Annotated in this window: 8 protein-coding genes; 6 read left to right on the forward strand and 2 right to left on the reverse strand. The window is 71.2% G+C overall.

Annotated features, from left to right (window positions below):
- Positions 1 to 35 precede the first annotated feature (35 nt).
- Positions 36 to 848, reverse strand: a complete 813-nt coding sequence (locus AB0H56_RS27320; RefSeq protein ID WP_357168423.1) for an SAM-dependent methyltransferase — start codon at positions 846 to 848, stop codon at positions 36 to 38.
- Positions 849 to 882: 34 nt separating this feature from the next.
- Between AB0H56_RS27320 and AB0H56_RS27325 the strand changes: the two genes are divergently transcribed.
- From AB0H56_RS27325 to AB0H56_RS27335, 3 genes are all read left to right on the forward strand, one after another.
- Entirely contained in the window at positions 883 to 2,061 is a 1,179-nt protein-coding gene (locus tag AB0H56_RS27325) for a cytochrome P450 (RefSeq protein ID WP_357168425.1), read from the forward strand.
- A 199-nt stretch (positions 2,062 to 2,260) separates the two neighbouring features.
- Positions 2,261 to 3,586 carry a serine hydrolase gene (locus AB0H56_RS27330; protein WP_357168427.1) on the forward strand — a complete coding sequence of 442 codons (1,326 nt, stop codon included), beginning with the start codon at positions 2,261 to 2,263 and terminating at the stop codon, positions 3,584 to 3,586.
- A 59-nt stretch (positions 3,587 to 3,645) separates the two neighbouring features.
- A complete protein-coding gene (locus AB0H56_RS27335; RefSeq protein WP_357168509.1) occupies positions 3,646 to 4,737 on the forward strand; it encodes a PQQ-dependent sugar dehydrogenase in 1,092 nt (363 codons plus the stop codon).
- Positions 4,738 to 4,765: 28 nt separating this feature from the next.
- On the opposite strand, the gene AB0H56_RS27340 is transcribed toward AB0H56_RS27335, so the two are convergent.
- Positions 4,766 to 5,374 (reverse strand): TetR/AcrR family transcriptional regulator, encoded by a 609-nt coding sequence (locus tag AB0H56_RS27340; RefSeq protein ID WP_357168429.1) that lies wholly within the window; start codon positions 5,372 to 5,374, stop codon positions 4,766 to 4,768.
- 147 nt (positions 5,375 to 5,521) lie between these two features.
- Between AB0H56_RS27340 and AB0H56_RS27345 the strand changes: the two genes are divergently transcribed.
- From AB0H56_RS27345 to AB0H56_RS27355, 3 genes are all read left to right on the forward strand, one after another.
- Positions 5,522 to 6,118, forward strand: a complete 597-nt coding sequence (locus AB0H56_RS27345; RefSeq protein ID WP_357168511.1) for a CatB-related O-acetyltransferase — start codon at positions 5,522 to 5,524, stop codon at positions 6,116 to 6,118.
- On the forward strand, positions 6,115 to 7,287 hold the full coding sequence (locus tag AB0H56_RS27350; RefSeq protein ID WP_357168431.1) for a macrolide family glycosyltransferase: 1,173 nt from the start codon (positions 6,115 to 6,117) through the stop codon (positions 7,285 to 7,287). Before AB0H56_RS27345 ends, AB0H56_RS27350 begins: the two co-directional genes overlap by 4 nt.
- Before the next feature lie 269 nt (positions 7,288 to 7,556).
- Positions 7,557 to 13,022 (forward strand): carboxyl transferase domain-containing protein, encoded by a 5,466-nt coding sequence (locus AB0H56_RS27355; protein ID WP_357168433.1) that lies wholly within the window; start codon positions 7,557 to 7,559, stop codon positions 13,020 to 13,022.
- The last annotated feature ends 18 nt before the right edge of the window (positions 13,023 to 13,040 follow it).

The following is a 13,040-nucleotide window of genomic DNA, read 5'->3' on the forward strand; positions in this document are numbered from 1 at the left end:
CATCGCCCCCGATTCTACGCGGCGGCGATACCCCGTCACGGGATTCGAGCGACCGCTCCCAGCATCGAGACCGCTTCCTTGCGGGGGTGCGGGCGCCATTCGGTCGGGCGCCATTCGATCACCGAGACGATGCCGGGACAGACCAGCTCCAAGCCGTCGAAGAACCGGGTGAACTCGGCGGTCGACCGGAGCTGGAACGGCACGCCGCTGCGCTCGTTCGCCTCGACGCTGGCCGCCTTGTCCTCGACGGAGAGATGGTCGTCGGTGGCGTGGGTCATGGTGAGGTAGCTGCCCGAGGGTAGGGCCGCGCAGAGTTCGCGCACCACGTCGTAGGGGTGCATCGCGTCGGTGAGGAAATGCAGTACCGCGCAGAGCATCAGCGCCACCGGCCGGTCGAGGTCGAGGGTGCCGGTCAGCGCCGGGTGGGTGAGGATCGTGGCGGGCTCGCGCAGGTCGGCGTCGATGTAGGAGGTGGCGCCTTCGGGTGTGCTGTGCAGCAGCTCGCGGGCGTGATAGAGCACGATCGGATCGTTGTCGACGTAGACGACCCGCGATTCCGGGGCGATGCCCTGCGCGAGTTCGTGCACATTGCCCGCCGTCGGCAGCCCGGTGCCGATGTCGAGGAATTGGCGGATCCCGGCGGTCTCCACCAGATAGGGCACCGCGCGGCGCAGGAAACTCCGGTTCTCCAGCACGGCGAAATGGATGGACGGGAACGCCTCGGCGACCGCGTCGGCGGACGCGCGGTCCGCTTCGAAATTGGCGCTGCCACCTAGCCAGTAGTCGTATCGGCGGGCCGGGTGCGGTTTGCTGACATCCACCCGGTCGGCAGCGGATTCGAAGTCCACGGCGCATGTCCTTTCTCTCGGCTACGGTCGTGCCATGCCCCTGCAGTTCAGCCCTTATGACTTCGCTGTCCACGCCGATCCGTACCCGTACTATGCCAGGTTGCGCAGCGAGGCCCCCGTCTACCGCAACACCACCGACGACTTCTGGGCGTTGTCGCGCCACGCCGACGTCCACGCCGCGCTGCGCGATTCCGACCGATTCTCCAGCGCCAACGGATTGCGTATGGAACCGGCCTTCTGGGGGCCGCAGGCCGAGAAGTTCTTCTCCTTCGTGGCGATGGATCCGCCCAAGCACACCCGGATGCGCGGGCTCGTCGTCCGGGCGTTCACCCAGCGGCGGGTGCAGAGCCTGGAACCGCGGCTGCGCGAGATCGCCCGGCGCACACTGCAACCGCTGCTCGCACGCGGCAGTTTCGACCTGATCGCCGATTTCGCCGGTCCGTTCCCGACCGACGTGATCTCCGAACTCGTCGGGGTGCCAGAGGAGGATCGCGAGCTCTTGCGCAAGCTGGGCATGGAGATCATGTACACCGACGCGGAGTCCACCGACCTGCGCCCGGAGGCGATGCAGGCGATCGGCGCGCTCGTCGGCTACTACACCGAGCTGACCATCGCGCGCAGCCGCGACCGCGCCGACGACCTGCTCTCCGGCCTGCTCGACGCCGCGGAGGGCGACGACCGCCTCACCCCCGAGGAGATCGTCGGTGTGCTGATCCTGCTGGTCGGCGCCGGGATCGAGACCGTGATGCTGACCCTGGGCAATGCCTGGCACGCCGCCGCGCTGCACCCCGACCAGCGGCGCGCCGCCTTCGACGGCCGGATCGACGACTGGATCGCCGAGTCGATGCGCTGGGACCCCGCGACCCAGGCCCAGCTGCGCACAACCACGACTCCGGTCGAGCTGCACGGGGTGGAGATTCCGGCCGACGCCAGGATCCTGCTGCTCACCGGGTCGGCGCACCGCGACGAGACGGTCTTCGCGAACCCGGACGTGTTCGACCTGGACCGCGACACCGGCGCCGCGCTGTCCTTCGGCGCGGGCCGCCACCACTGCCTCGGCATGAATCTGGCCCAGCTGGAGCTGCGGGTTGCCATGCAGGAGATCGTCGCCGCGGTCGCCGACTACGAGATCGACACCGACAACCTGGTGCGGATCCACTCCTCCAACAACCGCGGCTTCGCCTCCCTGCCCACCACCGTCACGCTGCGCTGAGCGCGGATCACATTCGGGCGCTGACGAATTCGGCGGCGGCGCCGGTATGGCGGGTGTACCGCAGGTGCACGTTCCAGCCGGTGCCGTCCGGGTCGTGTCACCGTGGATTCGGCCGAACGCTGTGTCGGGCGACCGAATCGGGCCGGCGGCGCGGCGTGTGCGGCATACTGCGGCCATGATGCTCGGCCGGGGTGCACCCGTGATCCTCGCTCTTGGTGTGGCGCTGTCCGTCACCGTGTCGCCGATCGCTTCGGCCACACCGGATTTCCGCTGCGCCGAGTCCGCGCCCGGCGCCGCGCCGGAGCGGGCCGCCCCCGAACAGGTGGGGATGGACGACGCGGCGGTGGCCGAGGCGCTGCGGTTCGGCGCGCAGGCCAGGGCGCACGCGATCCAGATCTACCGGCACGGCTGCCTGGTGGGGGACTACGGCGTGACCGGGGACGCGCCGATGCCGCTGTTCAGCGCGAGCAAGGGGGTCACCGCGGTCGCGGTCGGACGCGCGGTGACACTGGGCTACTTCGGCATCGACGATCCGCTCGGCACGTTCTTCCCGGCCGCCGATGCCGAGCACGCCGCGATCACCGTGCGCCAGGTGCTCAACCAGACGACGGGCCTGCACTTCAGCTGGCCCGCCGACATCGCGACCATGGCCACCGACGCCATCGGGCGCACGCTGGCGAGCCCGGCCCGCTTCGCGCCAGGCACGACCTTCCAGTACGCGCAGGCCGTGCTGAGCCTGCTGCCGAAGATCATCGAGATCACGACCGGGATGGACTTCCAGGACTTCGTGGACGCCGAGGTGCTCTCGCCGCTCGGCATCGACCGCGGCGACTGGGTGTGGTCGCGGGACAGGGCCGGAACGACCTCGGTGGCAGGTGGCTTGGCCATGCGGCCCGCCGATCTGGCCAGGATCGGGCAGATGCTGTTGCGCGAGGGCACGTGGGGCGGGCAGCGGTTGATCGACCGGGAGTTCCTGCGGCAGGCGGTGACACCGACCGCGGCCAACGGCGGCTACGGATTCCTGTGGTGGCTCAACGCGGGCGAGACCTATCGCGGCGTGAACGTGCCGATGCCGGTGGAGTACCCGCACCGGCTCTTCCCCGGCCTGCCCCACGACGCCTACGCCTTCTCCGGGGCGCTCGGGCAGTTCCTGGTGGTGGTTCCCAGCCGGGACATGGTCATCGTGCGGCTCGGGGTGCCTGCGACCATCGATCCGGACAACATCACCGGATTCCTCACCGGGACGAGCAACCCGGACAATCGCCTGCTGTTCCACCGCGTCGTCGCGGCGGTCCGTGCGCAGCCCGAGCCGCTGGACGATCCGAACATCGCCCCCGATCCGGTGCACCGGCCGGGTGCGACGCCCGAGGAACGGGCGGCGCTGCTCGACGCGGGCAGCGTCCTGGACATCCTGCTCGGCGCCGGGGTCTATGCCGCGGACACCGAGGGCCCCTTCGGCGGTGTCGCGGGCCTCGGTGCGCAGGTGGCGGCCGCTGTCGGGGCAACGGCGACGACCCCTCGGTAGGCTGGGGCGGTCCGCCCCGGCGACGACGGAGTGAGAGCACGCCGATGCCCATGGTCCGGTTGTCCGAGCGCCTCGCGGCATCGGCCGCGCTGGCGGTGCTGGTCGTTGGCTGCGGCGGTGTCGATCCGGAACCGCCGACGCCGTCGGCGGGCGTCGCATCCACCACCGTGCCGAGTGCGCGCGGCGGTGTGCCCGATCTGAACCAGCCGGAAGAGGTGGCCACCGGTATCGACGTGCCGTGGGGGCTGGCGTTCCTGCCCGAGGGCGCGGCGCTGGTGGCCGAGCGCGATTCCGGCCGCGTGCTGCGGGTGACACCGGGGAGGGCGCCGGAGTCCTTCGCCGTGATACCCGGCGTCGTCGCGCGGGGCGAAGGCGGCTTGCTCGGTCTGGCGCTCGCCCCGGACTACGCCGAATCACGGAGTGTCTACGCGTATTTCACCGCCGCGGACGACAATCGCGTCGTCCGGTTCCGGCAGGGGGAGCCACCGGCGGTGGTGTTCGCGGGAATCGCCAAGGCGGGCAACCACAATGGCGGCCGCATCGCCTTCGGGCCCGACGGCATGCTCTACGTGGCCACCGGCGACGCCGGCGACCGCGAGCTCGCCCAGGACCCCGCGAGCCCCAACGGCAAGATCCTGCGGCTCACCCCGGACGGGGCTCCCGCACCGGACAATCCGGCGCCGGGCTCCCCGGTGTACAGCAGCGGTCACCGCAATGTCCAGGGCCTGGCCTGGGACCGCGCGGGCAGACTGTTCGCCGCCGAGTTCGGGCAGAACCGCCTCGACGAGATCAACCTCGTCGAACCCGGCCGCAACTACGGCTGGCCCGCGGTGGAGGGCGCCGGTGGCGCCGACCGCGGATTCACCGATCCGCTGCTCACCTGGCCGACCGCGGAAGCCTCGCCGTCGGGCATCGCCATTGCGGGCGACACCCTCTACGTGGCCGCCCTGCGCGGCGAGAGATTGTGGGCGGCAACGATTTCCGGCACCGAACTCGTCGACCCCCGCGATCTGTTCCGCGGCGTCCACGGCCGGCTCCGCACGGTCGAGGTCGCGCCCGACGGCGCCCTCTGGCTCACCACCTCCAACACCGACGGCCGCGGCGATTCCCGCCCCGGCGACGACCGGATTCTTCGTTTCCCGGCCCGTTGACCTCGGCACCGGCCGAGCCGGTGGTGGGTCAGCGCGCGAACACACCGGCCTCGGCGGCGCACGCGGCGGCCTCGGCCGCGCGCTCGGGCAGCGCCGGGTCCGGTGGGAGCCGGAGCAGGACGCACTCGTGGTAGACCGGCGCCGTCGCTGCGATCAACAGCGCCCGCGCGTCGGTATCTGGCCGCAGGTCACCGCGCGCGATCGCGCGTTCGACGATGACCTCGCACTGGCGATAGCGGTCCGCCCAGAGCTGGCGCAGCGCGCGCGCCGCGTCGGCCGAACGGAACGACAGCGCGATCAGGGCAACCGCGATCGACGGCTCCGCGGTGAGCGAATCCTGGATCTCGCGGCCGAGCGCCGCGAGATCGGCACGGAGCGAACCGGTGTCCGCCGGTGTCCAGTCGAGGTCGGCGGCCGCGGCGAACAGGTCGGCGAGCAGTCCGCCGACATCGCGCCAGCGGCGGTACACCGTCGCCCGGTGCACGCCGGCGCGGGCCGCCACCGCGTCGACGGTGAGCGCGTCGTAGCCGTGCTCGGTGAGTTCGGCGAGTACCGCGTCCAGGACGCGGGTGCGAGTGCGCGCGGTCCGGCCGCCGGGGCGCGGGCGGGCCGGAGCGGCGGAGGGTTCGGTCGGCATCGTGAGTATTCCGCTTGCTGGTCGGGGAGGGGTGTGACAACCTCGTTAGTGCGACAAGTGTCGCACTAACGATAGCGTAGGCGAAGGAGCCCGCCAGTGCCAGAACCATCCACGCCTGTTCCCGCCGATCCAGCAGTGCTGCACCCGATGCCGGGGCAGCCGCGCGTGGTGCTGCTGAAGCCATTGGTCACCTCGCCGCTGATCGAGGTGGGGGAGTTCTCGTACTACGACGACCCGGATGATCCGACCGCCTTCGAGACCCGCAACGTGCTGTACCACTACGGCCCGGAGAAGCTGGTCATCGGTAAGTTCTGCGCGCTCGGTACCGGTACCCGGTTCATCATGAACGGCGCCAACCACCGGATGGACGGACCGTCGACCTTCCCGTTCCCCACCATGGGCGGTTCGTGGGCCGACCACTTCGACCTGCTCACCGGTCTGCCGAGCCGGGGCGACACGATCGTCGGCAACGACGTGTGGTTCGGCAACGGCGTGACGGTGATGCCCGGCGTCCGGATCGGCCACGGCGCCATCATCAGCACCGGTTCCGTCGTCACCGCCGACGTCCCCGACTACGGCATCGTCGGCGGGAACCCGGCCCGCCTGATCCGCACCCGCTTCCCTGAGCCGGAGGTCGCCCGCCTGCTCGCGGTGGCCTGGTGGGACTGGCCGCTGGACCGCATCACCGCCCACGTGCCCGCGATCATGTCGGGCTCGATCGCCGACCTCGAGGCGGCGAGGTGACCCCGAGCGGAGCCCATATCGCGATGATCGGGGTACCGATCGTGAGTCATGTGCTGCCGAGCCTCGCGATCATCCGCGAGCTGGTAAGCCGTGGCCACCGCGTCACCTACGCCAACGATCCGGTCGTCGGCGACCTGATCGCCGGGACCGGCGCCGAGCTGGTGCCGTGCCCGTCGATCCTGCCCGTCGCCGACAACAGCTGGCCCGACGAGCCCATCGCGGCGATGGATCTGTTCCTCGGCAACGCCATCGCCGCCCTGCCGCATCTGCGCGCCGCCTACGACTCCGACCCGGCCGATCTCTACCTCTACGACATCGGTGCCTACGCCGCCCGTGCGCTGGCCGAGCGGCAGGACCGCGTGCTCCTCCAGCTCTCGCCGACCTTCGTCGCCTGGCGCGGCTACGACCAGGAGGTGGCCGCGCCGATCCGCCTGCTGCCCGGCGCCGCCGAGCATCGCGCGCGATTCGCCCACTGGCTCGCCGAATGCGGCGCCACCACCACCGACGTGGACGCCTTCAGTGGCCCGCCCGCCCGGACGCTGGCCATGATCCCGCGCGCGATGCAACCGCAGGCCGACCGCGTCGACCCCGACGCGGTCACCTTCGTCGGCCCCTGTTTCGCGACCGGCGAAGCGCCGCACTGGGATCGCCCCGCCGAGGCCGAACGGGTCCTGCTGATCTCGCTCGGTTCCGCCTACACCCATCGGCCCGAGTTCTATCGCAGCTGCCTGGCCGCCTTCGGCGAGCTGCCCGGCTGGCACGTGGTGCTCCAGATCGGGAAGTCGACCGATCCGGCCGAGGTCGGGGCGATCCCCGCGAATGTCGAGGTGCACTCGTGGGTTCCGCAGCGCGCGATCCTCGCGCAGGCCGACGCGTTCGTCACCCACGCCGGAATGGGTGGCGCGAGCGAGGGCCTGCAGGCGGGGGTGCCGATGATCGCGGTGCCGCAGGCCGCCGAGCAGTTCATGAACGCCGATCGGCTCGTCGAGCTCGGCGTCGCGGTTCGCGTCGACACCGCCGACGCCACCCCGGACGCCCTGCGCGCGGCACTGGCGGCGTTGCTCGACGATCCCGCGCTCGCGCGCCGCGTGGCGGGGCTGCGCGTGGCGGCCGCCGCCGAGGGCGGCACGGCGCGGGCCGTCGCGCTCATCGAGGACATGCTCGGTTGAGTGTTCCGGCCTCCGAATCGGTGACAGATCTCCCGCATTCCGCGATTGCCGCGCACAAGCCGAGCGCCATGACGGAGCAGCGAACACGTACCGGAAGATCGCGCCGTGCTGTCCGAGGTGGCCCCGTCGACCGGGTGATCTGATCGATACGTGCGGGTAACCCCCGAACGCTGTTCACTTATACGTGAGATAAGTGCAGACTGCGCAGGACCGAATTCGACAATCGCACCCGCCCGGGGGCAAGACCTTGGAATGGAAGGAGTCGGCGAGTGTTCAGCCGCATCGCCATCGTCAACCGGGGTGAGGCCGCCATGCGGCTCATCCACGCCGTCCGTGATCTGGCAGCGGCGACCGGGCTACCGATCGAAACGGTCGCCCTGTACACCGACGTCGACCGCAACGCCACCTTCGTGCGCGCCGCCGACATCTCCTACGACCTCGGCCCGGCCGCCGCGCGCCCGTACCTCGACCTCAAGGTGCTCGAGCAGGCGCTCGTCGCCACCAAGGCCGACGCGGCCTGGGTCGGCTGGGGCTTCGTGGCCGAGGACCCGGCCTTCGCCGAGCTGTGCGAGCACATCGGCGTCACCTTCATCGGCCCCAGCGCCGAGGCCATGCGCAAACTGGGCGACAAGATCGGCGCGAAGCTGCTCGCCGAAGAGGTCGGCGTCCCGGTCGCGCCGTGGAGCCGCGGCGGTGTCGACACCGTCGAGGACGCCATCGCGGCCGCGGCCGAGATCGGCTACCCGCTGATGCTCAAGGCGACCGCGGGCGGCGGTGGCCGCGGCATCCGCAAGGTCGCCAGCGAGGCCGAACTCGTCGACGCCTACGAGCGCACCCGTCAGGAGGCGGCCCGTGCCTTCGGCAGCGGCGTCGTGTTCCTCGAGCGCCTCGTCACCGGCGCCCGCCACGTCGAGGTGCAGGTCATCGCCGACGGGCAGGGCACCGCGTGGGCGCTGGGCGTGCGCGACTGCTCGGTGCAGCGGCGCAACCAGAAGGTCATCGAGGAATCGGCCTCGCCGGTGCTCAGCGCCGAGCAGACCACCGAACTCAAGGCCTCGGCCGAGCGGCTCGCCGTCGCCGTCGGCTACTGCGGCGCGGCCACGGTCGAATTCCTGTACCACCCGGGTGAGCAGCTGTTCGCGTTCCTCGAGGTCAACACCCGCCTGCAGGTCGAGCACCCGATCACCGAGCTCACCACCGGGTTCGACCTGGTGCAGGCGCAATTGTCGGTGGCCTCGGGCAACAAGCTCACCGGCGAGCCGCCGGTCGAGCGCGGCCACGCCATCGAGGCCAGGCTCAACGCCGAGGACCCCGACCGCGACTTCGCGCCCGCACCCGGCCGCATCGTGCGCCTCGACCTGCCCGCTGGCCCCGGTATCCGCGTCGACACCGGTGTCAGCGAGGGCGACACCATCCCCGCCGACTTCGACTCCATGATCGCCAAGATCATCGCCTACGGCCGCGACCGCGACGAGGCGCTCGGCCGGCTGCGCCGCGCGATGGCGCAGACCCGGGTCGTCATCGAGGGTGGCGCCACCAACAAGAGCTTCGTGCTCGACCTGCTCGACCAGCCCGAGGTGATCGACGCGAGCGCCGACACCGGCTGGATCGACCGCGTGCGCGGCGAGGGCCGCCTGGTCTCGCACCGCCACTCGGCCATCGCGCTCGCCGCCGCGGCCATCGACGCCTACGAGGAGGACGAGCGGGCCGAACAGCACCGCCTGCTTTCCACCGCGTCCGGCGGCCGCCCGCAGGTACAGCACGAGAGCGGCCGCCCGCTCGATCTGAAGCTGCGCGGCGCGAGCTACCGCGTCCGCGTCGCCCGCATCGGCGCGCACCGCTTCCGCGTCGGTATCGAGTCCGGCACCGAACTGGTCACCGCCGACGTGGATCTCGAGCGGTTCGACCTGCACACCGGTCAGATCGTCGTCAACGGCACCCGCTACCGGCTGATCACCGGCACGCACGGCCCGACCCACCTGGTCGACGTCGACGGCGTCACCCACCGGATCAGCCGGGACGAGGGCGGCGTCGTCCGCTCGCCCGCGCCCGCGCTGGTGGTCGGCACGCCCGTCGAGGTCGGCGCCGAGGTCGAGGCGGGCGCCGCGGTGCTCGTGCTCGAGAGCATGAAGATGGAGACGGTGCTGCGCGCGCCGTTCCGCGCGCGCCTCAAGGAGTGCGCGGTCTCCGTCGGTACCCAGGTCGAGACCGGCGCGGCGCTGCTGCGCCTGGAGCCGCTGGCCGACGACGACGAGGCCACCGAGGCCGAAGCCGTCGGCACCGTCGATCTCGACCTGCCCGGCGAGCCGACCCCGCGTCAGGCGCACGAGCGGCTCGCCCGCGGTCTGCAGGATCTGCGCAGTCTGCTGCTCGGCTTCGACGTGGACCCGCACGACGAGCGCCGCGTCCTCGACGACTACCTCGCCGCGCGGCGCGATTCCGTCGCGGCCAACCACCGCCCGCTGGCCGAGGAGCTCGAACTCGTCCAGGTCTTCGCCGATCTCGCCGCGCTGAGCCACAACCGCGCGGCCGAGGACGAGCACGGCCAGAGCCATGTGCACAGCGATCGCGAGTACTTCCACACCTACCTGCAGAGCCTCGATGTCGAGCGGGCCGGGGTGTCGGAGTCCTACCGCGCCAAGCTGGCCACGGCGCTGGGCCACTACGGCGTCACCGAACTGGATCGCACCCCCGATCTGGAAGCGGCGGTGTTCCGCATCTTCCTCGCCCAGCAGCGCCCGTCGGACACCGTCGAGGTCGTCACCACGCTGCTGCGCGAGTGGCTGCGCGAGCCGATGCCGGACCAGGTGCTGCGCGAGCCGGTCGGCCTGACGCTGGAACGGCTCGTCGTGGCCACCCAGGTGCGCTTCCCGGTGATCGCGGATCTGTGCCGCGGCCTGGTGTACGGCTGGTACGGCCAGCCGCTGCTGCGCCGCAACCGTGCCCGGGTCTACACCAACGTCCGCAGGCACCTGACCCACCTGGACGCCCATCCCGACGCCGCCGATCGCGCCGAGCGCATCGCCGACATGGTGCGCAGCACCGAGCCGCTGGTGCGCCTGCTCGGCCAGCGCCTGGAACGGAACAAGCCGGACCACACGGTCATGCTCGAGGTGCTGACCCGCCGCTACTACGGCAACAAGGGCCTCACCGGGGTGCACACCGAGAAGATCGGGCCCAGCACTTTCGTCGTCGCCGAGCGTGACGGCGCCAGCCTGGTCTCGGCCGCGGTGAGCTTCGACGAGCTGGCCACCACGCTGAGCGGCCTGGGCACCCTCGCCGGCGGGCGGGCCTCGATCGACGCCGACATCTACGTCAGCTGGGAGGCCCAGCCCGAGGACACCGACGCGATGGCCGCCGCACTGCAGGAGATCCTGGGCGCACAGCAGCTGCCTCAGCAGGTGCACCGGATCACCGCCACCGTCGCGGGCAGCGGCGGCGCGGTCATGCACCACCACTTCACCTTCCGGCCCACCGCCACCGGCATGGCCGAGGAGCGCCTGATCCGCGGCCTGCACCCCTACATCGCGCAGCGGATGCAGATGGAGCGGCTGCGCAAGTTCGACCTGACCCGCCTGCCGTCCTCGGACGACGAGGAGGTCTACCTGTTCCGGTGCGTCGCCAAGGGCAACCCGTCCGACGACCGCCTCATCGCCTTCGCCCAGGTCCGCGACCTGGCGGCGCTGCGTGAGCAGGACGGCAGGCTGCTGGCCCTGCCCACCGCGGAGAGCACCATCGCCACCTGCGTCGACTCGATCCGCCGCGCGCAGGCAGGCAGGCCCTCGGCCAAGCGGCTCAACACCAACCGCATCGTGATGTACATCTGGCCGCCGATGGAGGTCACCCGCGAGGAGCTCCAGACGATCGGCGGCCACGTGCTGCCGACCGCCGCGGGCGCCGGGCTCGAGGAGATCCTGCTCATCGCCCGCCAGCGCGACCCGAAGACCGGCGAGCTCACCAAGGTCGCCGTGCGCATCGGCTTCGACGCGACGGGTGGCTCCACGGTGACGGTCGGCGAGCCGACCGACGAGCCGGTCGAACCCGTCGACGAGTACCGCCAGAAGGTGCTGCGGGCCGCGGCGCGCAACACCGTCTACCCGTACGAACTGACCGGCCTGCTCGGCGATTTCACCGAGTACGACCTCGACGCCGAGCACACCCTGGTGCCGGTGGACCGGCCGAAGGGCCGCAACACCGCGGCGATCGTCGCCGGTGTGGTCACCACGCCGACCCCGCGTCACCCCGAGGGCGTCACCCGCGTGCTGCTGCTCGGCGACCCGACCAAGTCGCTGGGCGCGCTGTCGGAGCCCGAGTGCCGTCGCGTGATCGCCGCCCTCGACCTCGCCGAGCGGCTCCAGGTTCCGCTCGAGTGGTACGCGCTGTCCTCGGGCGCGCGCATCTCGATGGAGTCGGGCACCGAGAACATGGACTGGGTCGCGGCCGCGCTCAAGCGGATCGTCGAGTTCACCCAGGACGGCGGCGAGATCAACATCGTGGTCGCGGGCATCAACGTCGGCGCGCAGCCGTACTGGAACGCCGAGGCCACCATGCTGATGCACACCAAGGGCGTACTGGTGATGACGCCCGAGTCGGCGATGGTGCTCACCGGCAAGCAGTCGCTGGACTTCTCCGGCGGCGTCTCGGCCGAGGACAACTTCGGCATCGGCGGTTACGACCGCGTGATGGGTCCCAACGGCCAGGCGCAGTACTGGGCCCCGAACCTGCCCGCCGCGCGCGATGTGCTGATGGCGCACTACGAGCACACCTATGTCGTCCCGGGTGAGCAGGCGCCGCGCCGGACCAGGACCGTCGATCCCGTCGATCGCGACATCTCCTCGTTCCCGCACGTCCTGGCCGACAGCAGCTTCGCCACCGTCGGCGAGATCTTCTCCGCGACCGCGAACCCGGATCGCAAGAAGCCCTTCGACATCCGGACCGTGATGAAGGCGCTGGCCGACCAGGACCACGCGGTGCTGGAGCGGTGGGCCGGGATGGCCGACGCCGAAACCGCGGTGGTGCACGACGCGCACCTCGGCGGAATCCCGGTGTGCCTGTTGGGCATCGAGTCGCGCAATGTGCCGCGCCGCGGCTTCCCCTCGACCGACGGTCCCGACACCTACACCGCGGGCACGCTGTTCCCGCGCTCGTCGAAGAAGGCGGCCAGGGCGATCAACGCGGCCAGCGGCAACCGCCCGCTGGTGGTGCTGGCCAACCTGTCCGGCTTCGACGGCTCGCCCGAGTCGATGCGCAAGCTGCAGCTCGAGTACGGCGCCGAGATCGGCCGCGCCATCGTCAACTTCGAGGGCCCGATCGTCTTCTGCGTGATCTCGCGCTACCACGGCGGCGCGTTCGTGGTGTTCTCGAAGGCGCTCAACCCGAACATGACGGTGCTGGCGCTGGAGGGTTCGTTCGCCTCGGTGCTCGGTGGTGCCCCCGCGGCCGCGGTGGTGTTCGCCGGTGAGGTCAACGCCAGGACCGCCGCCGACCAGCGCGTGCGCGATCTGGAGACCCAGGCCGCCAACGCGTTCGGCACCGATCGCGCCACCCTCACCGCGGAACTGGACGAGGTGCGGTCCTCGGTGCGGGCGGAGAAGCTGGGCGATGTGGCTGCGGAATTCGACCGCGTGCACAACATCCAGCGCGCCGTCGAGGTCGGCTCGGTGGACGCCATCGTGAGCGTCGCCGAACTGCGGCCGCGGATCATCGCGGCCATCGAGGCCCACCTGGCCCGCTAGGAATCGGCGCGCGCGGCC

Source organism: Nocardia sp. NPDC050717, assembly GCF_040654275.1.
Taxonomy (GTDB): Bacteria; Actinomycetota; Actinomycetes; order Mycobacteriales; family Mycobacteriaceae; genus Nocardia.